This window comes from Ancylobacter tetraedralis, from assembly GCF_014195655.1.
Lineage (GTDB): Bacteria > Pseudomonadota > Alphaproteobacteria > Rhizobiales > Xanthobacteraceae > Ancylobacter > Ancylobacter tetraedralis.
In genome coordinates this window covers 21,121-43,734 of record NZ_JACICD010000013.1, presented here as the reverse complement: position 1 = coordinate 43,734, position 22,614 = coordinate 21,121, and the positions used below count along the sequence as shown (strand labels likewise).

Here is a 22,614-nt window from a genome sequence, read left to right as displayed (position 1 = left end):
CGCGTGTGCGGGTTCCGCGCGCGTCCGCTCATGCCGTCTCTTCCTCCACCTGCGTCTCGGTCAGCTGCGGCACGCCGCCATTGAGCCGCTCGGCGGCGACATAGCCGAGCGACACCGCGATGAGGCACAGCGCCACCGAGAGGACGATGTTGAGCATCGCCCGTCCCGGCGCACCGGCGCGGATCAGCTCCAGCGTCTGGAAGCTGAACGAGGAAAAAGTGGTGAATCCGCCGCAGATGCCGACCATGACGCCGATGCGCCACAGCTCCGGCGCGGGATAGCGCCCCTGTTCGATGGTCAGCGTGGCGAAGAAGGAGATGACGAAGGAGCCGACGACATTGATGAGCATCGTGCCCCATGGCAGGTCCCGGCTGTAGGGCGCCATCAGCAGGGCGATCCAGAAGCGCGCCACGCTGCCGATCGCGCCGCCCGCGGCCACCCATAGCGTCGTCTGGATCATTCCACTCATTCCCATCTTCCTGCCTGCGTGCCGGGGGACGGCACGTCCTCTTCCGCTGATTCACACTCTTAAGCGGTCTCCCTTCAAGCGGGATGACGATAATCCGTCGGCTTAAGAGGCAGAATGCGGGCCGGCGAGGAGGCCGGCAAGACGACGGGCGGTTGGCGTGCCGGGCGTTCCGAGATCGGCAACGATGCTCATATGGTCGGCCCCTTCCATGGTCGATCGCTCGGCCATCAGGCCGGCACCGGCGAGATGGGCCGCGAACGCGTCCGCCTGGGCGTGGAACGGGGGCGTCTCGCGCTCCCCGACCAGCAATTCGACGCGCGGATTGCCCCGCGCTTGCGCGCCATAGTCGCGGCGGAGCGGGCTGAAGCGGGTGACTTCCGCATCCGTGAGGGCGATCAGCTCCTTCAGGAACGAGGCCTGCAGCGGGGCGAGGTCATAGAGGCCGCTCAGCAGCAGGGCGCCATGGAGGGTCGCCGGCTGGCGGTCGTCGAACAGAAGCGCGGCGAGGTGCGCGCCGGCCGAATGGCCGCTGACCGTCAGCCGGGCCGGATCGCCGCCCAGCGCGCCAATATGCCCGGTGATCCAGTCCCGCGCGCGCCGCACCTGCGCCACCACGGTTTCCATCCGCACGGAGGGCATCCGCGCATAATCGATGATCACCGCGATGGCGCCGGCCTGCGTCACCGTCTCGGCGACGAAGGAGAAGTCCTCCTTCGTGAACATCCGCCAGTAGCCGCCGTGGATGAACAGGTGCACCGCGCCGCTCGCGCCCTGCGGCGGGAAGAACAGGTCGAGCCGCTCGGCGGGCGAGGGGCCATAGGCGAGGTCCGCGCGCATGGGCAGCCGCGCGCGCGTGGCCGTGCTGCGGGCGGCATAGGCGGCCACGTGCCGGTCGAAATCGGCCACGTGGTCGCGGGTGCGGAACGGGTCGGCCATGCGTGAGGCTCGCGGTCAGAGCGTGGTGGCGATGTATTTTGCCTCCAGGAATTCCAGCACGCCATGGGCGCCGCCCTCGCGGCCGAGGCCCGATTGCTTGGTGCCGCCGAACGGCGCCGCCGGATCGGAGACGAGGCCTCGGTTGAGCCCGACCATGCCGGTCTCGATCCGCCGCGACACCCGCAGGCCGCGCGCCAGATCGCGGGTGAACACATAGGCGGCGAGGCCGTATTCGGTGGCGTTTGCGCGGGCGATCGCCTCCTCCTCGGTCTCGAAGCGGCTGATCGCGGCCACCGGGCCGAAAATCTCCTCGCCCCCCATGACGGCGTCGCCCGGCACATCCACCAGCACGGTCGGCGGATAGAAGAAGCCGGGCCCCTCCGGGCGCGTGCCGCCGCAGAGCAGGCGCGCCCCGCGCCCCAGCGCGTCGTCCACCAGCCGCTCGATCTTGTCGACCGCCTTCGCGGTGATCATCGGCCCGCACTCGGTGCCCGCCTCCGGCCCGGGGCCGACCTTCAGGGCTGCCATGCGCGCGGTCAGTTCGGTGACGAAACGATCATGGATCCCCGCCTGAACGTAGATGCGGTTGGCGGCGGTGCAGGCTTCCCCGGCATTGCGCATCTTGGCCAGCATGGCGCCTTCCAGCGCCACCTCGATGTCGGCATCGTCGAACACGATGAGCGGCGCGTTGCCGCCCAGCTCCATCGAGCAGCCGATCACGTTCTTCGCCGCTTCCGCCAGCAGCGCGCGCCCGACCGGCGTCGAGCCGGTGAAGGAGAGCTTGCGCACCCGTGGGTCCGCCAGCATCGCCGCTGTCACCGGGCCAGGCGTGGAGGTGGTGAGCACGTTGACGACGCCGGGCGGCACGCCCGCCTCCTCATAGAGCGCGGCGAGCGCATAGGCGGTGAGCGGCGTCTCGCTGGCCGGCTTCAGCACCACCGTGCAGCCCGCCGCCAGCGCCGGGGCGATCTTGCGCGTCGCCATGGCGGCGGGGAAGTTCCACGGGGTGATCAGCACACAGATGCCGACCGGCTCGTAATCGACGATGATGTGGTTGCCGCCCGCCGGCGAGAGCGCGAAATCGCCGGAAATCCGCACCGCCTCCTCGGCGTTCCAGCGGAAGAACTCGGCGGCATAGGCCACCTCGCCGCGCGCATCGCGCAGCGCCTTGCCGTTTTCCAGCGAGATCAGGCGGGCCAGATCCTCCGCCCGCGCGCTCATCAGCTCGAAACAGCGGCGCAGGATTTCCGAGCGACGGCGCGGCGGGGTGGCGCGCCAGCCGGGGGCGGCCGTGGCGGCGGCTTCCACCGCGGCGGCGGCCTCCGGCGTGCCGGCATCGGGAACCTGCGCAAGGCGCTCGCCCGTGGAAGGATCGATCACCGCGATGGCGGGGCGATCCGCCGGCCACAGCCATTGCCCGCCAATATAGAGGCCGCGGGCGCCGGCGGCCGGATCGATGGCCGGGGCACCGGCAGTGAGGGGGGAGGGCGTTGCGACATTCATGAGCGTCAATCCTGTGCGAGGACGAGGGCCGGGGCGGTGGCATCGCCGCGATAGGCGGCGTCGATGAGGCGGGCCATGTCCGCCGGGCCGACCGGGCGCGGGTTGTTCTTGATCAGGCGTTCGATGCCCAGCGCCTGCTCGGCGGTCCAGGCCAGCCTGTCGGCGGGCAGCCCGAGTTCGGCCAGCGTCGTGGGAATGCCGATGGCGGCGAACAGGCGCGTCACTTCCTCGATGGCGGCATCCGCCAGCGCCGCCGGCGAGCGGCCGTGCCCTGGCAGGCCGAGCGCGAGGGCGATCTCGGCCATCTCATCGCGCGCGGCCTCGCGGTTAAAGCGCATCACATAGGGCAGCATGGTCGCGACGCCGAGGCCGTGCGCGGTATGGGTCAGGGCGCCGACCGGATACTGGATGGCGTGCGCCGCCGCCGTTCCCGCCGTGCCGAAGGCGCAGCCGGCGGCCAGCGCCGCCATCATCACATCCGCCCGTGCCTCCTCGTCGGAGCCGTCGCGCCAGGCCCGCTCCAGGCTGCGGCCCAGAAGCCGGATGGCGAGCAGCGCGAAATGGTCGGTCAGCGCGCTTTTGCCGATGAAGACATGCGTCTGCGCCAGTTCCGCCGAGGGCGGGCGCCGGCCGGCCGTGAAGGCCTCGATAGCGTGGGTCAGCGCGTCGGCGCCGGCGATGGCGGTGAGCGATGGCGGGCAGGTGAGCGTCAGGTCGGGATCGCAGATCGCTGCCTTGGGAATCAGATGCGGGCTGGAAATGCCCACTTTCAGCGTGCGGTCGGGATCGGAAATGACGGCGACCGGCGTCGCCTCCGAGCCGGTGCCCGCCGTGGTCGGCACGGCGATGATGGGCAGCACCGGGCCGGGCACCTTGAACTCGCCATAATAGTCGGGAAGCCGGCCGCCATGGCTGAGGAGCAGGGCGGCGCATTTGGCCATGTCGAGGCAACTGCCGCCGCCAATGCCGATGACGAGGTCCGGCGCGAAGGCCCGCGCCTCCTCGGCGCAATCCGCCGCGCTGTCGCGCGGCACGTCCGGCAGCACGCGGTCATGCACCATCACCGCGAGGCCGGCGGCGCGCAGCCCGTCGAGCATCTCGGCGAACACGACCGAGGCGGACAGGCGCTCGTCGGTGCACAGAAGGACCCGCGAGCCGAGGCGGCGCGCCACGGCGGGCAGGGCGTGGCGCTGGCCCTTGCCGAAGAGGATTTCGGTCGGCAACCGGATCGCGGAGAAGGATGTCACTTTATTCATCCGATTGATTGGGCTGCATGTTTCAGCCTGATGAGGATGTCCTACACGAAATCGTATAGGATATCGTATTGAATGCGGCAGAGGATCGTGCTAGCAGTCGATCCTTGTCAAGGGGCAAAACCGTGCGCAGTCCGAAACCTCTCGCCGCCTCCCAGATCGCCGCCGAACCGCGCGGCGGCTCGCAGGCCATCCACCGTGCCGCCGGCCTCGCCGAGGAGGTCTATGAGGCGATCTTCGCGCGGCTGATGGCGCTGAAGATCCCGCCCGGCGCGCGCATCACGGTCGACAATCTGGTGCGCGAGCTTGCCGTGTCGCAGACGCCGATCCGCGAGGCGCTGGGGCGGCTGGAGGGCGAGGGGCTGGTGGTCAAGACCCACCTCGTCGGCTACAGCGCCGCGCCGCAGATCACCCGCCGCCGTTTTGAGGAACTGTACGATCTGCGCCTGCTGCTGGAGCCGGAAATGGCCGGCCGCGCCGCCGCCACCATGACGGATGCCGCCCTCGCCGAGCTGACCGAGGCCGCCGGCGTGATGTCTCGCGCCAGCAGCACGGACGAGCGGGCGCGCTATTCGCAGTTCGCCCGGCAGGATGCGGTGTTCCACGACCAGATCCTGGAGGTCGCGGGCAACGAGCTGATCCGCGAGACGCTGGCGCACCAGCACACCCACTTTCACATCTTCCGCCTGATGTTCCACGCTCGCGTCACCGAGGAGGCGCTGGACGAGCACGCGGCGATCCTCGCCGCCTTCGCCGCGCGCGATCCCGTGGCGGCCGAGCGGGCGATGCGGGTGCATGTCGAGCGCTCGCGCGACCGTCTTCTTCCGGCGTTCGACCTATGAACGCCGCGCCCGCTCCCCCGTCCCCCGCGCGCGGCGGAGCGCCGGTGCTGCGCGCCGAGCGGCTGGCCAAGGCGTTTGGCGGCGTGCCGGTCCTGTCGGACATCTCGCTCGACATCCGGCCGGGCGAGATCCACGCCGTCATCGGCGAGAACGGGGCGGGCAAGTCGACGCTGATGCGGCTGCTCTCGGGCTATCTGCGCCCGAGCGAGGGCGCCCTGTGGATGGATGGCGAGCCGATCGCCTTCCATGGCCCGGCCGACGCGCAGGCCGCCGGCATCGCGCTGGTGCATCAGGAGATCCTGCTCGCCGAAGCGTTGAGCGTCACCGAGAACATCTTCATCGGCCGCGAGATCGGCCGTTTCGGCCGGCTCGACGAGCGGGCGATGCGCGCGGCGGCGGCTGCGCAGCTGGCGGAGATCGGCTGCAAGGTTTCGCCGCGTGCGCGGGTGGGCGACATCTCGCTTGCCAACCGCCAGCTGGTGCAGATCGCCAAGGCGCTGCTCGGCACGCATCGGGTGGTGATCTTCGACGAGCCGACCGCCGTGCTCACCCATGACGAGGTCGACCCGCTGCTCGACATCATCGTGAAGCTGAAGCAGCGCGGCGTCGCCATTCTCTATATCAGCCACCGGCTGGACGAGGTGGAGCGGCTGGCCGATCGGGTCACCGTGCTACGCGACGGGCGCATGGTCGGCTCCTATGAAGCCGAGGGCCTGACCCCCCATCGCATGGCCAGCCTGATGGTGGGGCGCGAATTCGCCAGCCTCTATCCCGTCCGCGTGCCGCGCGATATCGCCGGGCCCGTGCTGGAGATCGAGCACGCACACGTTCCCGGCTTCGTCCACGATGTCTCGCTCACCCTGCACAAGGGCGAGATTCTCGGCCTGGCCGGCATGATCGGCGCTGGCCGCACGGAGCTGTTCGAGGGGCTGCTGGGCCTCAGGCCGGCGAGCTTCGGGGCCGTGCGGCTGCACGGAAAGCCGTCGCATTTCGCCTCGCCCGCGCAGGCGGCGGCCGCCGGGATCGGCTACCTGACCGAGGACCGCAAGGGAAAGGGGCTGCTGCTGGGCGAGCGCCTCGCGCCCAACCTCACCCTCGCCGCGCTCGACCGCGTGCACACCGTGGCCGGGCTGGACCTTGCCCGCGAGGCGCAGCTGCTGGACCGCGCCGTGGCGAGCTATGACATCCGCTTGCGCAGCCGGGACGCGAAGGCCGGCCAGCTTTCGGGCGGCAACCAGCAGAAGCTGCTGCTGGCCAAGGTGATGCTGAACGACCCCTCGATCCTCGTCATCGACGAGCCGACGCGCGGCATCGACATCGCCAACAAGAGCCAGATCTACGCCTTCATCCAGTCGCTGGTGCAGGAGGGCCGCTCCTGCATCGTCATTTCCTCGGAGATGCAGGAACTTATCGGCCTGTGCGACCGCATCCTCGTGATGCGCTCGGGCAGGATCAACGGCGAACTTTCCGGCGATGCCATGACCGAAAGCAATGTCGCGCTCCACGCCACCAGCAGCGCGGCCCATGAAAAAACCTCAGGGAGAAACGCACATGGCTGACCTCGCCGCCGCGCCACCGCGCGCCGAGCCGGGCTGGTCGATCGGCTGGGGCGATGCCGGCCCCTTCCTGGCGCTCGCGGCGCTCATAGCGATCGGCTTCCTCGTCAATCCCGACTTCCTGTCGGCCAACAACATCGCCAATGTCGTCACCCGCAGCGCCTTCATCGCCATCATCGCGATCGGCGCCACTTTCGTCATTTCCTCCGGCGGGCTCGACCTCTCGGTCGGCTCCATGGCGGCCTTCATCACCGGCGTGATGATCCTGTTCATGAACTGGGTGGCGCCGAGCGTGGGCACGGCGGCGATCCCGCTCGGCATGGCGGTGGCCCTCGTCACCGGCATCGCCTGCGGGCTGATGAACGGCGCCATCGTCACGCTCGGGCGCATCGAGCCCTTCATCGCGACGCTCGGCACCATGGGCATCTTCCGCGCGCTCATCACCTACATGACCGACGGCGGCACGGTGGCGATCGACCGCAGCCTGCGCGACGCCTATCGCCCGGTCTATTTCGGCGACGTGCTGGGCGTGCCGATTCCGATCCTGGTGTCGCTCGCGGTGGCGCTGGTCGCGGCCTATGTGCTCTACCGCACGCGCTATGGACGGCGCTGCGTGGCGGTGGGCGCCAATGAGGACGTGGCGCGCTATTCCGGCATCTCGATTCCCCGGGTGCGGACGATGGCCTTCGTCATCCAGGGCGCCTGCGTCGCCATCGCCGCCATCTGCTACGTGCCGCGCCTCGGGGCGGCGACGCCGACCACCGGGCTGCTGTGGGAGCTTCAGGTCATCACCGCCGTGGTCATTGGCGGCACCGCCTTGCGCGGCGGCCGGGGCCGCATCTGGGGCACGGTGGCGGGCGCGGTGATCCTCGAGTTCATCGCCAACCTGATGGTTCTTTCCGACTTCGTCTCCGAATATCTCGTGGCCGCGGTGCAGGGCGTGATCATCATCATCGCCATGCTGATCCAGCGCATGTCGAAGAGGTAGCGGGGCCGTCAACCGGCGCGCGCGAGGCAGCCGCGACGCGCCGGGCATCAATCAAGCTGCCGCACCAACAGGAGGAAACCCCATGCTCAGGAAGACCCTGATCGCGGCCGGCGTGACGACGGCGCTGCTCGCCGCCGGCCCGGCCCTGGCCGCCGAGAAGAAGATTATCGCCGTCTCCATTCCCGCCGCCGACCATGGCTGGACCGCCGGCGTCGTCTATCACGCCAACGCCGCGGCCAAGGAGATCAACAAGGCCTTTCCCGATATCGAGGTCATCGTGAAGACCTCGCCCTCGGCGAGCGCGCAGGTCAGCGCGATCGAGGATCTGTCGGCGACCCGCAAGCTCGACGCGCTGGTGATCCTGCCGCACTCGTCCGAGGAACTGACCACGCCGGTGAAGGCGATCAAGGACAAGGGCAGCTTCATCACCGTGGTTGATCGCGGCCTCAACGATCCGAAGATCCAGGATCTCTACGTCGCCGGCGACAACATCGCGGTCGGCTTCAACACCGCGAAGTTCCTGGTGGAGAAGATGGGCGGCAAGGGCAACCTCGTCGTGCTGCGCGGCATTCCGACCGTGATCGACGACGAGCGCATCAAGGGCTTCCAGGACGGGATCAAAGGTTCCGACCTCAAGATCCTCGACATCCAGTACGCCAACTGGAACAGCGACCAGGCCTTCAAGCTGATGCAGGACTATCTCGCCAAATACCCGCAGATCGACGCGGTCTGGGCCAATGACGACGACATGCTGCTCGGCGTGCTGGAGGCGATCAAGCAGTCCGGCCGCAAGGAGATCAAGTTCGCGCTCGGCGGTAATGGCATGAAGGAGATCATCGCGAAGGTGATGGCGGGCGACGCGGTGACGCCGGTCGAGACCCCCTATCCGCCCTCGATGATCAAGACCGCCATCTACCTGACCGCCGCGCATTTCGCCGGCCATGCGCCGGTGCGCGGCTCGTTCAAGCTCGACGCGCCGCTGATCACCAAGGCGAATGCCGCCGAATACTATTTCCCGGACTCGCCGTTCTGAGCGATTCCCCTACGATAGGGCCTGCGGGCCGATCGCACCGACAATAATCGAACGGGAGGATACCATCATGCCAGGCAAGAAGATCCTGATGCTGACCGGCGAGTTCACCGAGGAATACGAGATCTTCGTGTTCCAGCAGGGAATGGAAGCGGTGGGCCACACCGTCCATGTGATCTGCCCGGACAAGAAGGCCGGCGAGATCATCAAGACCTCGCTGCATGATTTCGAAGGCGGGCAGACCTACACGGAAAAGCCCGGCCACGACTTCGTCATCAACAAGACCTTCTCCGAAGTCGATCTGGAGGAATATGACGCGGTCTATTGCGCGGGTGGGCGCGGGCCGGAATATATCCGCACCGACACGCGTATCCAGGCCATGGTCCGCCACTTCCACGAGACCGGCAAGCCGATCTTCACCATCTGCCACGGCGTGCAGATCCTCATCGCGGTGGACGGCGTGGTGACCGGCAAGCGGGTCGGGGCGCTCGGCGCCTGCGAGCCGGAAGTGCGGCTGGCCGGCGGCACCTATGTCGACCTCTCGCCCACCGACGCGCTGGTCGACGGCAACATGGTATCGGCCAAGGGCTGGACCGCGCTGGCCGCCTTCATGCGCGAATGCCTGAAGGTGCTCGGCACGGAAATCCGCCATTCCGAGCACGCGCCGGCCGCCGCCACGCGCGCGGCCTGACGCGCCGCGCCCCTCACGCCTCGCGGAACCGGCCATCGCCCAACCGGCGCGGCCCGGTTCCGCGAAATGCCCGCCGGTTGGGACCGTGGATCAGAAGCCGCTCTTGACGCGAAGATGCGTGTGCTCGTGCGCGGCACCCTGGTTGTGCACGTGGTGGGACGTGTCCTCGGCGACCGGGATGAGGCTCAGCGCGCCGTGCATGACGCCGCGCTCCAGGAACAGCCCCTCCGCATAGGAGGAGATGTCGGCGACCCGGCCGCGCATCACGGTCACATCGATCGAGGTGCTGTGGTCGAGCGGGATGGACAGCGCCGCCACGGTCTGGTCGTGCCGGTCGAGCCGCCCCTGCGGCACGCGGGCGGCGAGATTGCGCACCGACTGGTCGACGGTGCAGCTGATCACGCCGAAGCAGTGCGCCTGCGTCGGTCCGCTCGCCCGGGCCGACAGTCCGCGCCGCACCAGATCGCGGATCGCCTCGGACAGGCTCGCCGCGCCGGTGGCCGCGATATAGGCATCGAGCTCGGCGGCCAGATCGTCGTCGAAGGCGATGGTGGTCCGCTGCATGGCAACCCTCCCTCGAAGGTGCGGGGAGGCTAGGTCGTCGCCCTCGCTTGCGCAAGAAAGTTCAGCCGCCCCGCGTGCCCTGATCCTCGCGCAAAAGCACCGGCTTCACCCACCGTCACGGGCGGCGCGGACGCTTTCCGCCCGGCTTGCCCTCGCCACCCGGCTTGCCCTCGCGGCCCGGCTTGCGCTCGAACGTGTCCGGCCGGTCGCGCTTGGGCTCGCGCGCCTTTTCATGTGCGGGCGTCTCGCGGGCGGGCTTTGCATAAGCGGGCTTGTCATGGGCGAGTTTGCCGAAGGGCGCCTTGTCCCGCGGCGGCTTGTCATATCCAGGTTTGTCGTAACCCGGCTTGCCGTGATGCGGCTTGTCCTTGAGCGGCCGGTCGTCAAGAGGCCTGTCCCGGAAGGACTTGTCGCGCAGCGGCTTGGCGTGCGGCGCCTTTTCGTAGGGCGCCCTGTCCTGCGGCGCCCTGTCCAGAGGAGGGCCGTCATAACGGGGGCGTTCCAGCGCAGCCCTTTCCGGTGACGGCCTTTCAGTTGATGGCCTTTCAGGTGACGGCCTGGCGCGCATCGGCCTGGCCCGGCCGGGGCGCTCGGAGCGCTCCGCCGAGGGGGCGCCGGGCATCGGCTCGATGATGACGTCCGTGCCATCCGCCTTCTTCGCCGTCTTGCCGAAGCGGTCGGCGGCGGCGAGGCTGACCTCGAAGGCGGTCTCCTCGTCGAAGATGCGGATGATGCCGATCTCCTTGCGCGTCACGTTTCCGCGCCGGCAGATCAGCGGCAGCAGCCATTTGGGATCGGCATTGTTGCGGCGGCCGATATTGAGGCGGAACCACGCGCCGCCGGCGCTGCCCGACGGGCCGCCGAACTCGCGGTCGGCGATGCGGTCGCGCGCGGCGCGCGGCTCGCCGGGATCGGCCACCTCCTCGGGCGCCGGCAGGCCGGCACGGTAGAGCCGCACCAGCGCGGCGGCCAGATGCTCGGGCGAATGGGCGGCGAGCAGCGTGCGGGCGGCGCTGGCATCCTCCTCGCTCGGCTCCTCGGTCAGCATGGGGTCGTGCAGCATCCGCTCATGGTCGAGCTTGCGGATGTCCTCGGCGGTCGGGGGACCGGACCAGGCCGGGGTGATGCCGAGCCCGCGCATCAGTTCCTCGGTGCGGCGGCGACGGAACGGGGGCACCAGCAGCACGCTCACGCCCTTGCGTCCGGCGCGGCCGGTGCGGCCGCTGCGGTGCTGCAGGCTTTCGGCATCGTTGGGCAGGTCGGCATGGATGACGAGGCCGAGATTGGGCAGGTCGATGCCGCGCGCCGCCACGTCGGTGGCCACGCACACCCGGGCGCGGCCGTCGCGCAGCGCCTGCAGCGCGTGGTTGCGCTCGTTCTGGCTCAGTTCGCCCGACAGCGCGACCGCGGAGAACTGCCGCTCCTGCAGCATGGCATGCAGGCGCCGCACCGCCTCGCGGGTATTGCAGAACACGATCGCGCTGGGAGTGTCATAGGAGCGCAGCACGTTGACTACCGCATGGTCCAGCTCGGTCGGCGCGATGCGGATGGTGCGGTATTCGATATCGGCGTGGCCGCCTTCCGCGCTCGCCACCTCGATGCGCAGCGCGTCGCGCTGGTAGCGCTTGGCGAGCGCCGTGATGCCGCGCGGCATGGTGGCGGAGAACAGCAGGCTGCGCCGCTCCGGCGGCGTGGCGTCGAGGATGAATTCGAGATCCTCGCGGAAGCCGAGGTCGAGCATCTCGTCGGCCTCGTCGAGCACGGCGACGCGCAGGGCCGAGATATCGAGCCGGCCGCGCTCCAGATGGTCGCGCAGGCGACCGGGTGTGCCGACCACGATATGGGCGCCCTGGTTGAGCAGGCGCTGCTCCTGCCGCGGATCCATGCCGCCGACGCAGGAGACGATGCGCGCGCCGGTGGCGGCGTAGAGCCAGGCGAATTCGCGCTGCACCTGCAGCGCCAGTTCCCGCGTCGGGGCCACCACCAGCGCCATCGGCACGGTGGCGGGCGGCAGGCGTTCCTGCGTGCCCAGCAGCGTCTCGGCCATGGCGAGGCCATAGGCGACGGTCTTGCCGGAGCCGGTCTGCGCCGAGACCAGAAGGTCGCGGCCCGTCGCTTCCGGGGCCAGCACGGCGAGCTGCACCGGGGTCGGGTTGTGGTAGTCGCGCTCGGCCAGGGCGCGGGCGAGGGCCGGGTTGGTGGTCATGAAGGGCAAGGCTGGTTCCGCCTATCTCGCAATGTCGTCAGGCGTCGAAGGGGAGCCATCGGAAGGGGATCTGGATCTTCCTTTTAATCGAGCCTGCGCCCGGAAGCCACGCCTCCCGTGCATAGGGCCTCCGCAGCTTTCTCCGCAGCTCGCGGGCACCGCCCTCACGGCTGGAACAGCGCGGCGTGATGCAGTTTGAGGCCGCGCAGGGCCACCGCCTGATCGAGGATCCAGGAGCGGACCATCTGCACCCGCGCATCCTCCAGCCGCGATTCATGGATGAGCAGGTAATACTCGCCCGCGCTGGCGATCTCGCTCCAGTAGGGAATGCACAGGCCGCGCGCGCCCTCTTCCTGTCCCAGCAGGATATCGGGCACCAGCGCGATGCCGCGCCCCTGCCGCGCCGCGTCGAGCGCCATGAAGAAATGGCCGAACTGCAGATGCGGGTCGCCCTCCGCGTCAAAGCGCACGCCATTGGCGCGCAGCCAGTCCGGCCAGGCATAGCGCCGCGTGGTGGTGTGGATGAGCGGATAGGCGGCGAGATCGGCGGCGGCGCGCACCGGCGCGGCCAGCAGCTCCGGCACGCAGACCGGCACCAGCCGGTCGGGAAACAGCTCGTCGGCATGAACGCCGTCCCAGCGCGTGACCATAGGCAGCTCGATCCGCGGCTGCGTGCGGTCATAGCGCCGGCCCGGCAGCCGGCCGACCCGGATGGCGATGTCGGCATCATGGGCCAGCAGGTCCGCCGCCTCGATCGAGGAGACGATGCGTGCCTCGATCTCCGGGTGGCGGGCCACCAATTGGTGCAGCCGCGGCATCAGCCACACCGTGGCGATGGTTGGTAGCGCGGTGATGGTGATGGCCGGATCGCTGCGCCGGCGCGCCAGCCGCAGCGCCGCGCGTTCCAGCTCGTCGAACACGCCTTCCACCACGCGATAGAACTGCTCGCCCTCGGGGGTCAGCTCGATGCGCCGGGTATGACGCACGAACATGTCCTGGCCGAGATCGGTCTCCAGCTCCTTCACCTGCCGGCTGACCGCTCCCTGCGTGAGGTTCAGCTCCGCCGCCGCCCGGGTGAAGGAGAGCTGCCGCGCCGCCGCTTCGAACCCCTTCAGGGCATTCAGGGGCGGCAATCGCCTCTTTCGCATTCAGACCCTCCATCATGCATGAACTTAGCTCATGCATGAGTGCCGAACAAATCGTTTGTGACGAACGTCCCCGCCCGGCATCGTAGCGACACCCGACATTCGCCGGTTCCGCCGCATCGCCGCACCACCCCATCCCGGGCGCATCCCGCCTCCGGGCGAGGACTCCCCTTATGTCCGCATCCGATGACGCGCCATCCGACGACACGCGAGACGATCTTGCGCTTGTCGCCACCGGCATCGCCAAAGTCTATGGCGCGACCTGTGCGCTGCGCAGCGCCCGGCTGGCCCTGCGGCGCGGGCGTGTCCATGCGCTGCTCGGCGAGAATGGGGCGGGCAAGTCGACGCTGGTGAAGATCCTCGTCGGCGCGGTCACGCCGGATGCCGGGCATATCGCGCTGGCCGGCGCGCCGGTCGCCTTCGGCTCGGTGACGCAGGCGATCCGCGCCGGCATCGTGCCGATCTACCAGCATCTCAGCCTGTTTCCCGAACTCAGCATTCACGAGAACCTCTCGGCCTTCGCGCTCGCCGCCGGAGGCGGGCTGTGGACCGGCCGCCGTCTGGTCGATCCCGCCCGTGCACGCGGCTGGCTGAAGGAAGTGGGTCTCGATGTCGACCTCGCCGCGCCGCTTGGGAGCCTCTCGCTCGGCGAGCGGCAGCTGGTGGAGGTCGCCCGCGCCCTCAGCCTCGACTGTCGCGTGCTGGTGCTGGACGAGCCCACCGCCGCCCTCAATGCCGATGAGGCCGACCGTCTGTTCGCCGTGGTGCGCCGGCTCTGCGCGAGCGGCACCGCGGCGCTGTTCATCTCCCACCGCTTCGACGAGATCGAGGCGCTCGCCGACGAGGTGACGGTGCTGCGCGACGGGCGCACGGTGATCGACGCCGCGCCGATCGGCCGTCACAGCCGCGAGGAACTCACCCACGCCATGCTCGGCGCCGGCGTCGAGGCCGCGCCCGCACGCCTTTCCGAGCGCGCCGCGCCGGTGCTGGTCGGGCGTGGGCTGGCCGCCGGCCGCCACGGGCGGGGCAGTCTGGATGTCATCGTCCATGCCGGCGAGATCGTCGGGCTGGCCGGCCTCATCGGCTCGGGCGCGCTGTCGCTTGCGGCCACGCTCGGCGGGGCGCAGGCCGGGCCGGGCGAGCTGTCGGTGGGGGATGCTTCCTTCATGCCCGGCGACCGCCGCCGCGCCGCCGCGCTCGGCATCGCCTATGTGCCGGCCGACCGCCACGCGGAGGGCCTGTTCGGCGCGCTGTCCGCCCGGCGCAATGCGTCGGTCTCGGGGCTCGGCCGGCTGGCGCGCCTGGGGTGGCTGCGCGCGCGGGCCGAGGCGCAGATGGTCGATCCGCTGCTGCGCCGGCTCAAGCTGCACCCGGCCTTGCCGGAGGCGGAAGCGGCGACCTTCAGCGGCGGCAACCAGCAGAAGCTGTTGATCGCCCGCGGCCTCGCCGTGCCGGGGCTGAAGGCGATGGTGCTGCTGGAGCCGACCCGTGGCGTGGATGTTGCCGCCCGCGGGGTGATCCACGATGCCATCCGCGAGGCGGCCGCTTCCGGCGTCGCCGTGCTGGTCGCCACCAGCGATCTCGACGAACTCATGGTGCTGGCTCACCGCTATCTAGTGGTGCGCGAGGGCACGCTTGCCGCCGAGCTGCCGCGCAGCGCACCCCGCGCGGCGCTGCTGGCGGCGCTGTCGGGGAGCGCGGCGGCATGATGGCAAAACGCTTGCCCGGTACATCCCGCCCGTTGCGGCTCTCCCGGCCCCCGGCGGTGGCGCTGGTCTGCCTCGGCCTGTTCCTGCTGTGCTGCGCTTTCGTGCCGCGCTTCGCTACCTTCGGCAATATCGAGAACGTGTTGCGCGTCGCCTCCATTCTCTGCGTCGTCGCCTGCGGGCAGGCCGTGGTGATCCTTCTCGGGGGCATCGAATTCTCCTTCGGCGCCTCCGCCGCACTGGCCAGCGTGGTGACGGTGATGGCGCTGCCCGTGCTGGGGCCGGTCGGCGGCCTCGCGACGGGCGGCGCGAGCGTGATCGCCATCGGCGCGGTGAACGGGTTTCTGGTCGGCCGCCTGGCGCTGCCGCCGGTCATCGTCACGCTCGGCACGCTGATGATGGCCTCGGGCGCCGCCGCCTGGCTGGTCGGCGGCCTGCCGATCGACGCACCGCCCTCGGCCGCCTTTTCCTGGCCGGCGCGCGGGCGCGTGCTCGGGGTGCCGGTGCCGATCCTGGCCGCGCTTCTCGCCTGCGCGGCGCTGCACCTGATGCTGGCGCACGGGCGCATCGGCCGGCTCTGGTACCATGTCGGCGCCAACCCGGTTGCCGCCCGCCTCGCCGGGCTCGATGTCACCCGCATCACCACGCTGGGCTATGCCGTGGCGGGCGCCTTCTGTGCGGTCGGGGCGATCATCCTCACCAGCCGTGTCGCCTCCGGCCAGCCCGCGCTCGCGCCGAACCTGCCCTTCGAGACCATCGCCGCCTGCGCCATTGGCGGGCTGCCGCTGTCGGGCGGGCGGGGGCGGGTGTCGCAGGTCGTGTTCGGCGTGCTCACCGTGGCGATGTTGAACAACGCCGTGGTGCTCATCAACCTGCCGGTGGCCTGGCAGCTCGTGCTGCTCGGGCTGGCGGTGCTGGCCGCCGTGGGCCTGCAGAAGGATTGGGCGGTGCTGGCCCGCCTCGCGCGGAGGACGGACCGATGACCCCGCGCGCCGAGGGCCGTGCCCGCTTCCTGGTGGCGCCCGCCGCCATCCTCCTCGCCGCCGGGCTGTTCGGCGTCGCCAGCCCCGGCTTCCTCTCGCTCGACAACGGGCTGAGCATGGCCGGGCAGATCTGGATCCTCGCTTTGCTGGCGGTCGGGCAGATGTTCGCCATCGCCGCGCGTGGCTTCGACATCTCGGTCGGCGCGGTGGCGGCACTGTCGGGCACACTCGGCGCGATGGCGGCCAATGCCATCGGCCTGCCGGGGCTGCTCCTCGCCGTACCGGTCGGCCTTGCCTGCGGCACGGTGAATGGCTGGCTGATCGGCCGGGCCCGTTTCCAGCCGATCGTCGCCACGCTCGGCACGTTGCTGGCGGTGAAGGGCCTCGCGCTGCTGGTCAGCGATGATGGACAGGTGGTGCCGCTGGAGGCCGCCGCCCGCGCCGCCGCCCTGTCCTTCGACGCGGTTGCCGGCCTGCCCCCGCTCGGCTGGGCGGCGCTGGCCGCGGTGGGCCTCGCCCATGTCGTGCTGCGCCACATGCTGGTGGGCCGGCGCATCCTCATGCTCGGCTCCAACCCGGAGGCGGTGGCTCTGGTCGGCGCGGTGCCGTGGCGCATCGAGATGAGCGCCTATCAGCTGTGCGGCGCCTTCGCGGGCCTCGCCGGGGCGCTGATGACCGCCCGCGCTGGCGCCGGGCTGCCCACCGAGGGCGCCGGCATGGAGCTGCAGTCGATCGCCGCCGCGGTCATTGGCGGCACCGTGCTGGCCGGCGGGCGCGCCAATGTGTGGGCGGTGCTCGCGGGCGCCACCTTCGTGCAGGTGGTGCTCACAGGGCTCAACCTTTCCGGCGTCTCGCCCTTCATCGCCCAGATCGCCGTCGGCGCCGTGATCCTCGCCTCCGGGCTGATGGACGCCGGGCTGCGCACGCTCCTCACCCGTTTTTCCCGCCTCTCACCTCCGAAAGGAACGTTCCGATGAAGCTGTTCCGTGCCGCCTCCCTCGCTGCCCTTCTGCTCGCCGCCGCGCTAGCCCCCGCCCGCGCCGCCGAGCCGGTGATCGGCGTTTCCGTGCCGAATCTCGGCTCGTCCTTCTGGATTTCCGTGCTGTACGGCGTCGACACCGCCGCCAAGGCCGACAAGGCCAAGCTGGTGACGCTCAGCGCCGGCGGCGACGGCAATTCCAGCCAGCAGATCGCGCAGATCCAGGACCTGATCCAGCGCAAGGTCGACGCCATCATCGTCGGTGCCACCAATGGCGACGCGGTGAAGGCCATCGTCGAGCGGGCGGTTGCCGCCGGCATCCCGGTGATCGGCATCTCCTCGCCGCCCAACACCGACAAGCTCGCCGCCGTCGTCAGCGCCGACCATTACGACATGGGCAAGCTGCAGGCCGAGTGCCTGGCGGAAGCCATTGGCGGGAAGGGTGAGGTGGCGATGATGGCCGGCCCGGCCGGTCAGGCCTGGTCGGATCTGCGCGCGCAGGGCTTCCGGGACACCCTCGCCAAGGTCGCGCCCAATGTGACGATCGTCGCGGAATCCCGCCTCGCCGACAACCGCAACGCCGCGCTCACGACCGCCGAGGACTGGATCCAGCGCTTCCCCGAGCTTTCCGGCGTCTACAGCGCCACCGACGACATGGCGGCCGGCGTGGTCTCGGCGCTGAAGGCGTCGGGCAAGGGGACGGTGAAGGTCTCGGCCTCCAACCTGTCGCCGACCGCGCAGCAGATGCTGAAGGACGGCGATCTCGCCTGCACCTCGATCCAGCAGATCGTGGCGCAGGGCAAGGCGGCGCTCGTTCAGGCGGTTGCCGCCGCCACCAAGGGCAAGGTCGAGGCGAAGGTGGTGACGCCGGCCGTGCTTGTCACGCCGGACAATGTCGGCAGCATCGACCTCAGTCTCGTCGTCGCCCCGGCCGACTATCGGCCCTGATCGCCTGGAGCCCTTTCATGCTGCCGTCCCATGACCGCTTCGCCTATTCGCCCATCGCCGCCCGACCGGACTTCTCCTGGCCGGACGGCAAGCGCCTCGCCGTCTATGTCGCGCTTTGCGTGGAGCATTTCGCCTATGGCTCCGGGCTCGGCCTCGCCTATTCGCCGGGGCTTGCCCACCCCAATTCCTACAATTGGGGCTGGCGCGAATATGGCAACCGGGTCGGCGGCTGGCGGCTGATCGAACTGTTCGAGGAATACGGCCTGCCGCTGACCGTGCTGCTCAACAGCGCCTGCTACGATCATTGCCCGGAACTCGTCGCCGCCCATCGCCGGCGCGGCGACGAGATCGTGGCCCATGGCCGCACCAATTCCGAGCACCCGAACGGCATGGACGAAGCGAGCGAGCGCGCGCTCATCGCCGAGGTGACGGCCCGCATCCGCGCGGAGGAGGGCACGCCCCCCGCCGGCTGGATGAGCCCCGGCGCGCATCCCAGCGCGCGCACCGAGGACCTGCTGGCGGGCGCCGGCTACGGCTACACCATGGACTGGCCGATCGACGACCAGCCGGTGTGGATGAAGACGGCGGGCGGCCCGCTGCTCGCCATGCCCTATCCGCACGAGGTCAACGACGTGCCGATGGTGGTGCTGCATGACGGCACCGCCAGCGCCTTCGCCGACATGGCGATCGACAATCTGGAGGAGATGCTGGCGCAGTCCGAGCGCCAGCCGCTCGTCTACGGCATGACGATCCACACCTTCATCGTCGGTCAGCCCTTCCGCATCCGGCAATTCCGCCGGGTGCTGGAGGCGCTCGCCCGGCACAAGGACCGCATCTGGTTCACCACCGCGGGCGCCTGCGCGCAGCACTACGCGTCGCTGTTCCCCGCGCCCGACGCTCTTTCCACGCCAGGCGCTTGCGCCTCGCCAGACGCTTCCCCCACCCAGGGTCCGCAGACATGAGTTCCCCCCCTACCGAAGCGGCGCCCGCGCCGTCGGCCTCATCCGCTCACCGGGGCGTGCAGCGCGTCGCCATTGCCGGCCTCGGCGCCGTCGGCCTGCGCATCGCCCGCGCGCTGGATGCGGGCCTGCCCGGCTGCGTGCTCGCCGCCGTTTCCGCCAATGACCGCGTGAAGGCCGGCGAGCGCCTCGCCTCGCTGACGCACAAGGTTCCCGTGGTGGCAATCGAGGAGCTGGAGGCGCTCGCCGACATCGTGGTCGAATGCGCGCCGGCGGCGCTGCTGCCGGCCATTGCCGAGCCCTTCCTGCGGGCGGGCAAGACGGTCATCGTGCTCTCCTCCGGCGCGATCCTCACCCATCAGCGACTGCTCGATCTCGCCCGCGAACATGGCGGCCAGATCGTCGTGCCGACCGGCGCGCTGATCGGGCTCGATGCCGTGACCGCGGCGGCCGAAGGCGACATCCGCTCGGTGCGCATGATCACGCGCAAGCCGGTGAAGGGGCTGGTCGGCGCCCCCTATCTGGTCGAGCACGCCATTGCCATTGACGACATCACCGAGCCGCTGCGGGTGTTCGACGGCACCCCGCGCGAGGCGGCCATCGGCTTTCCCGCCAATCTCAATGTCGCGGTGGCGCTGGCGCTGGCCGGCATCGGACCGGATCGCACCCGGCTGGAAATCTGGGCCGATCCCGCGCTCACCCGCAACACCCACACGATCGAGGTCGATGCGGATTCGGCCAGCTTCACCATGTCGATCGCCAATGTGCCGACCGACAATCCCAAGACCGGGCGCATCACCGCGCTCTCGGTGATTTCCTACCTGCGCAAGCTCAACGCGCCGCTGCGGGTCGGATCGTAGAAAGCCAGCATCATGGATCTCGGATTGAACGGACGCACGGCGCTGGTTCTCGGCGCCGGCGGCGGGCTCGGCCGCGCCATCGCCCGCACGCTGGCGGCGGAAGGGGCGCGGGTCGCCCTTGCCGACATCGACGCCGAAGCCCTGACGGCCACCCAGGCCGCCATCGAAGCGTCGGGCGGGGTTGCGCTGCCACGGACATGGAACCTCGCCGACATCGATGCCGGCGAGGGCCATGTGGCCGCCATCAAGGCGGCGCTCGGGCCGGTCGACATCCTCGTCAACAACACGGGCGGCCCGCCGCCGAGCCCCGCCCATGGCGTCGCGCCGGGCAGCTGGGAGGCGCAGTTCCGCGCCATGGTGCTGTCGGTGATCCACCTCACCGATCGCGTGTTGCCGGGGATGCGGGCGCGCAAATGGGGGCGGATCATCACCTCCACCTCGTCCGGCGTGGTGGCGCCCATCCCCAATCTCGGCGTCTCCAATGCGCTGCGCTCCGCCCTTGTCGGCTGGTCGAAGACGCTGGCACGGGAAGTGGCGCCGGACGGCATCACCGCCAATGTCATCCTGCCCGGTCGCATCGCCACCGCCCGCATCCGCTTTCTCGACGAGCAGAAGGCCAAGCGGGAAGGGCGCCCGCTGGAGGCCATCGTCGCCGAGAGCACCGGCGCCATTCCGGTCGGCCGCTACGGCACACCGGAGGAATATGCCGACGCCGTCGCCTTCCTCGCCAGCACCCGCGCCGCCTACATCACCGGTTCGGTGATGCGGGTCGATGGCGGCTACCTGCAGAACATCTGATCGTCGGAGGAACACCCCACATGACCGCAACGCCCGACATGCCGGCCCTCTCGCCTTCCTTCTCGCCCGAGCAGAAGGCCGATATCCGCCGCCGCTACCTCGCCGTGGACACGTCCAACGTCGCCGACGTGCTCGACACGCTCGGATTCATGGACCAGAGCCTCGCCGCCGATTTCGCGCCCTATCCCGCGCAGAATGACCGCATCGCCGGCTGGGCCTACACGATCCGTGGCCAGAAGACGCCCTATCCGCTCGGCGGTGACGCCGACAAGATGACGGCCTGCCACGGCGTCGGCCCGGACGAGATCACCGTGTGGAGCGGCGACGGCGAGGGCGTGTGCTATTTCGGCGAGTTGATCGCGCTGGGCATGAAGGAGCGCGGCTGCGTCGGCGCGGTGATCGACGGCGGCATCCGCGACATCCGCTGGATCGGCCAGCACGGCTTCCCCGTCTTCGCGCGCTACCGCACCCCGACCCAGTCGATCGGCCGCTGGAAGGTCAATGCCTGGCAGGTGCCGGTGGTGATGCGCGGCGCCACCAGCCGCACCGTCGAGGTTTGCCCGGGCGATTTCCTGCTCGGCGACGAGGACGGGGTGATCGTCATTCCCGCCCGGGTGGTCGAGACCGTGCTCGTTGAGGCCGAGCGGCTGACCCGCACCGAGGTGGCCATCCGCGCCGAACTGGCGAATGGTCTCTCGCTCGCCGACGCGCTGGCAAAATACGGCCACGTCTGACACATCGGTTCGGCCGACGCCCCGCCGCCGGCCGATGCTGCCCATTTTGCCGGAGCCGACCATGCCCGAAAGTCTCGACAGCCTCGCCGCCGCCCTGACCGCTGGGCGAACTGATGCGGTGCAACTGGTGGAGCGCGCGCTTGAGCGGGCGCAGGCGTGCGACGCCGTGTTCATCACGCTGATGGCGGAGACGGCGCTGGCGCAGGCCCATGCCGCCCGCACGCGCCGGGCACAGGGGCGGGCGCTCAGCCCTTATGACGGCATACCGATCGCGTGGAAGGACCTGTTCGACATTTCCGGCACGCGCACCAGCGCCGGCTCCCGCACGCGCGACGATGTCGCGCCGGCAACGGTGGATGCGCCTGTCGTCGCGGCGACGCGGCGGCTCGGCTTCATTGCCCTCGGCAAGACCAATCTGAGCGAGTTCGCCTTTTCCGGCCTCGGCGCCAACCCGCATTTCGGCACGCCGACCGCCGACCTGCCGGTGAACGAGCCGCGCATGCCCGGCGGCTCCTCCTCCGGCTCGGCGGTCGCGGTGCAGCGCGGCATCGTGCCGGCCGCGATCGGCACCGATACGGCGGGTTCCGTTCGGGTGCCCGCCGCCTTCACCGGCTGCGTCGGCTACAAGGCCTCGCAGGCGCGGTATGACATGACCGGCGTGTTCCCGCTGGCGGGGAGCCTCGACAGCCTCGGCCCGCTGGCGGGCAGCGTGGCCGAGTGCGCCATCATGGATGCGGCGATGCGCGGGCAGGTGGCGCCGCCTCTTGCGCCCGCGCGGCCGGTGCTGGTGGTCGACGACGCCCTTCTCGACGATCCTGACATCACGCCCCCGGTGCGGGCGCATATCGAGGCGGTAATCGCCCAGCTGGCGCGGCTGGCGCCCGTCCGCCGCCAGCGCATCGAGCCCTGGCATCGCGCGCGGGAGGCGATCGCGCGGCTCGGCTGGCTCGGCGCCTATGAGGCGCGGGCGCTGCACCTTGCGACGCTCACCGGCCCCAGGCGCGAGCTGATCGACCCGCGCGTGGTGAGCCGGCTCGACGGCGCGGCGCGCATATCCGGCGAGGCCGCCGCCGAGCTGAGGGCGATCCGCGCGCGGGAGATGGGCGCGCTCGCCGACACGCTGGACGGGGGCCTTCTGGTGCTGCCTACCGTCCGGCATGTCGCGCCGCCGCTGGCGCCGCTGGAGGCCGATCCCGAGCGGTTCGCGCGGGTCAATGTCGCGACGCTGGCGCTGACCATGGTGGCGAGCTTCCTCGACATGCCGGGCGTCGCCCTGCCGACCGGGCGATCCGTCGAGGGGCTGCCGTTCTCCACCCTGATATGCGCCGCGCCGGGGCGCGAAGACGACCTGCTCGCCGGAGCGGCATGGGTCGAGCGGGCGCTCTCGATTCACTAGGCTGGAGCGTTTTCGGCTGGCGAAAGTCGGACGACTTTCGCGGAAAACGCTCGCGGCCTGACCGCCCG

The 22,614-nt window shown here is 70.2% G+C and carries 21 protein-coding genes and 1 pseudogene; 15 read left to right on the top strand and 7 right to left on the bottom strand.

Features of this window, described 5'->3' with window-relative positions; translation table 11 throughout:
• Positions 1 to 28: 28 nt before the first annotated feature.
• The 4 genes from crcB to FHS55_RS21310 form a co-directional block, all read right to left on the bottom strand.
• On the bottom strand, positions 29 to 469 hold the full coding sequence (gene crcB, locus FHS55_RS21325; protein ID WP_210287111.1) for a fluoride efflux transporter CrcB: 441 nt from the start codon (positions 467 to 469) through the stop codon (positions 29 to 31).
• 102 nt (positions 470 to 571) lie between these two features.
• Positions 572 to 1,405: an alpha/beta hydrolase gene (locus FHS55_RS21320; RefSeq protein ID WP_183191884.1), complete on the bottom strand. Its 834-nt coding sequence runs from the start codon at positions 1,403 to 1,405 to the stop codon at positions 572 to 574.
• A gap of 15 nt (positions 1,406 to 1,420) precedes the next feature.
• Positions 1,421 to 2,908, bottom strand: coding sequence for an NAD-dependent succinate-semialdehyde dehydrogenase (locus tag FHS55_RS21315; RefSeq protein ID WP_183191882.1), 1,488 nt, complete (start codon positions 2,906 to 2,908; stop codon positions 1,421 to 1,423).
• Between the two features lie 5 nt (positions 2,909 to 2,913).
• Positions 2,914 to 4,155, bottom strand: a complete 1,242-nt coding sequence (locus FHS55_RS21310; protein WP_183191881.1) for an iron-containing alcohol dehydrogenase — start codon at positions 4,153 to 4,155, stop codon at positions 2,914 to 2,916.
• A gap of 197 nt (positions 4,156 to 4,352) precedes the next feature.
• Here FHS55_RS21310 and FHS55_RS21305 point away from each other — a divergent pair, with 197 nt between their 5' ends.
• From FHS55_RS21305 to FHS55_RS21285, 6 genes and pseudogenes are all read left to right on the top strand, one after another.
• Entirely contained in the window at positions 4,353 to 5,003 is a 651-nt protein-coding gene (locus FHS55_RS21305) for an FCD domain-containing protein (protein ID WP_183191930.1), read from the top strand.
• 104 nt (positions 5,004 to 5,107) lie between these two features.
• A pseudogene (locus FHS55_RS23950) lies at positions 5,108 to 5,485 on the top strand (ATP-binding cassette domain-containing protein); the annotation flags it as partial.
• Positions 5,486 to 5,689: 204 nt separating this feature from the next.
• Positions 5,690 to 6,562: an ATP-binding cassette domain-containing protein gene (locus FHS55_RS23945; protein WP_425485850.1), complete on the top strand. Its 873-nt coding sequence runs from the start codon at positions 5,690 to 5,692 to the stop codon at positions 6,560 to 6,562.
• Positions 6,555 to 7,547 (top strand): ABC transporter permease, encoded by a 993-nt coding sequence (locus FHS55_RS21295; RefSeq protein ID WP_183191878.1) that lies wholly within the window; start codon positions 6,555 to 6,557, stop codon positions 7,545 to 7,547. Before FHS55_RS23945 ends, FHS55_RS21295 begins: the two co-directional genes overlap by 8 nt.
• An 82-nt stretch (positions 7,548 to 7,629) precedes the next feature.
• A complete protein-coding gene (locus FHS55_RS21290) occupies positions 7,630 to 8,580 on the top strand; it encodes a substrate-binding domain-containing protein (RefSeq protein WP_183191876.1) in 951 nt (316 codons plus the stop codon).
• A 67-nt stretch (positions 8,581 to 8,647) separates the two neighbouring features.
• The gene (locus FHS55_RS21285) at positions 8,648 to 9,268 is read left to right on the top strand and encodes a DJ-1/PfpI family protein (protein WP_183191875.1); all 621 of its coding nucleotides are present in this window, start codon (positions 8,648 to 8,650) and stop codon (positions 9,266 to 9,268) included.
• Positions 9,269 to 9,358: 90 nt separating this feature from the next.
• On the opposite strand, the gene nikR is transcribed toward FHS55_RS21285, so the two are convergent.
• The 3 genes from nikR to FHS55_RS21270 form a co-directional block, all read right to left on the bottom strand.
• Positions 9,359 to 9,832 carry a nickel-responsive transcriptional regulator NikR gene (gene nikR, locus FHS55_RS21280; protein WP_183191874.1) on the bottom strand — a complete coding sequence of 158 codons (474 nt, stop codon included), beginning with the start codon at positions 9,830 to 9,832 and terminating at the stop codon, positions 9,359 to 9,361.
• Positions 9,833 to 9,947: 115 nt separating this feature from the next.
• Positions 9,948 to 12,038: a DEAD/DEAH box helicase gene (locus FHS55_RS21275; protein ID WP_425485849.1), complete on the bottom strand. Its 2,091-nt coding sequence runs from the start codon at positions 12,036 to 12,038 to the stop codon at positions 9,948 to 9,950.
• Positions 12,039 to 12,202: 164 nt separating this feature from the next.
• Entirely contained in the window at positions 12,203 to 13,171 is a 969-nt protein-coding gene (locus tag FHS55_RS21270) for a LysR substrate-binding domain-containing protein (protein ID WP_183191871.1), read from the bottom strand.
• 185 nt (positions 13,172 to 13,356) lie between these two features.
• Here FHS55_RS21270 and FHS55_RS21265 point away from each other — a divergent pair, with 185 nt between their 5' ends.
• From FHS55_RS21265 to FHS55_RS21225, 9 genes are all read left to right on the top strand, one after another.
• Positions 13,357 to 14,892, top strand: coding sequence for a sugar ABC transporter ATP-binding protein (locus FHS55_RS21265; RefSeq protein ID WP_183191869.1), 1,536 nt, complete (start codon positions 13,357 to 13,359; stop codon positions 14,890 to 14,892).
• Entirely contained in the window at positions 14,889 to 15,872 is a 984-nt protein-coding gene (locus FHS55_RS21260) for an ABC transporter permease (protein WP_183191867.1), read from the top strand. Before FHS55_RS21265 ends, FHS55_RS21260 begins: the two co-directional genes overlap by 4 nt.
• On the top strand, positions 15,869 to 16,849 hold the full coding sequence (locus FHS55_RS21255; protein ID WP_183191866.1) for an ABC transporter permease: 981 nt from the start codon (positions 15,869 to 15,871) through the stop codon (positions 16,847 to 16,849). Before FHS55_RS21260 ends, FHS55_RS21255 begins: the two co-directional genes overlap by 4 nt.
• Complete coding sequence (locus FHS55_RS21250) at positions 16,846 to 17,799, top strand: TMAO reductase system protein TorT (protein ID WP_183191864.1); 954 nt, start codon at positions 16,846 to 16,848, stop codon at positions 17,797 to 17,799. Before FHS55_RS21255 ends, FHS55_RS21250 begins: the two co-directional genes overlap by 4 nt.
• A 17-nt stretch (positions 17,800 to 17,816) precedes the next feature.
• On the top strand, positions 17,817 to 18,761 hold the full coding sequence (locus FHS55_RS21245) for a polysaccharide deacetylase family protein (protein ID WP_183191862.1): 945 nt from the start codon (positions 17,817 to 17,819) through the stop codon (positions 18,759 to 18,761).
• Positions 18,758 to 19,618, top strand: coding sequence for an aspartate dehydrogenase (locus FHS55_RS21240; RefSeq protein WP_183191860.1), 861 nt, complete (start codon positions 18,758 to 18,760; stop codon positions 19,616 to 19,618). Before FHS55_RS21245 ends, FHS55_RS21240 begins: the two co-directional genes overlap by 4 nt.
• Positions 19,619 to 19,630: 12 nt before the next feature.
• A complete protein-coding gene (locus tag FHS55_RS21235; protein WP_183191859.1) occupies positions 19,631 to 20,416 on the top strand; it encodes an SDR family oxidoreductase in 786 nt (261 codons plus the stop codon).
• A 20-nt stretch (positions 20,417 to 20,436) separates the two neighbouring features.
• Complete coding sequence (locus FHS55_RS21230; RefSeq protein WP_246340364.1) at positions 20,437 to 21,150, top strand: RraA family protein; 714 nt, start codon at positions 20,437 to 20,439, stop codon at positions 21,148 to 21,150.
• Positions 21,151 to 21,211: 61 nt separating this feature from the next.
• A complete protein-coding gene (locus FHS55_RS21225; RefSeq protein WP_183191858.1) occupies positions 21,212 to 22,546 on the top strand; it encodes an amidase family protein in 1,335 nt (444 codons plus the stop codon).
• The last annotated feature ends 68 nt before the right edge of the window (positions 22,547 to 22,614 follow it).

Coding starts and splice junctions, on each gene's coding strand:
- FHS55_RS21290 (WP_183191876.1), top strand. CDS start 7,630: ATGCTCAGGAAGACCCTGATCGCGGCCGGCGTGACGACGGCGCTGCTC.
- FHS55_RS21225 (WP_183191858.1), top strand. CDS start 21,212: ATGCCCGAAAGTCTCGACAGCCTCGCCGCCGCCCTGACCGCTGGGCGA.
- FHS55_RS21315 (WP_183191882.1), bottom strand. CDS start 2,908: ATGAATGTCGCAACGCCCTCCCCCCTCACTGCCGGTGCCCCGGCCATC.
- FHS55_RS21285 (WP_183191875.1), top strand. CDS start 8,648: ATGCCAGGCAAGAAGATCCTGATGCTGACCGGCGAGTTCACCGAGGAA.
- FHS55_RS21260 (WP_183191867.1), top strand. CDS start 14,889: ATGATGGCAAAACGCTTGCCCGGTACATCCCGCCCGTTGCGGCTCTCC.
- crcB (WP_210287111.1), bottom strand. CDS start 469: ATGAGTGGAATGATCCAGACGACGCTATGGGTGGCCGCGGGCGGCGCG.
- FHS55_RS21320 (WP_183191884.1), bottom strand. CDS start 1,405: ATGGCCGACCCGTTCCGCACCCGCGACCACGTGGCCGATTTCGACCGG.
- FHS55_RS21240 (WP_183191860.1), top strand. CDS start 18,758: ATGAGTTCCCCCCCTACCGAAGCGGCGCCCGCGCCGTCGGCCTCATCC.
- FHS55_RS23945 (WP_425485850.1), top strand. CDS start 5,690: ATGGTCGGCTCCTATGAAGCCGAGGGCCTGACCCCCCATCGCATGGCC.
- FHS55_RS21235 (WP_183191859.1), top strand. CDS start 19,631: ATGGATCTCGGATTGAACGGACGCACGGCGCTGGTTCTCGGCGCCGGC.
- FHS55_RS21255 (WP_183191866.1), top strand. CDS start 15,869: ATGACCCCGCGCGCCGAGGGCCGTGCCCGCTTCCTGGTGGCGCCCGCC.
- FHS55_RS21275 (WP_425485849.1), bottom strand. CDS start 12,038: ATGACCACCAACCCGGCCCTCGCCCGCGCCCTGGCCGAGCGCGACTAC.
- FHS55_RS21295 (WP_183191878.1), top strand. CDS start 6,555: ATGGCTGACCTCGCCGCCGCGCCACCGCGCGCCGAGCCGGGCTGGTCG.
- FHS55_RS21245 (WP_183191862.1), top strand. CDS start 17,817: ATGCTGCCGTCCCATGACCGCTTCGCCTATTCGCCCATCGCCGCCCGA.
- nikR (WP_183191874.1), bottom strand. CDS start 9,832: ATGCAGCGGACCACCATCGCCTTCGACGACGATCTGGCCGCCGAGCTC.
- FHS55_RS21230 (WP_246340364.1), top strand. CDS start 20,437: ATGACCGCAACGCCCGACATGCCGGCCCTCTCGCCTTCCTTCTCGCCC.
- FHS55_RS21265 (WP_183191869.1), top strand. CDS start 13,357: ATGTCCGCATCCGATGACGCGCCATCCGACGACACGCGAGACGATCTT.
- FHS55_RS21250 (WP_183191864.1), top strand. CDS start 16,846: ATGAAGCTGTTCCGTGCCGCCTCCCTCGCTGCCCTTCTGCTCGCCGCC.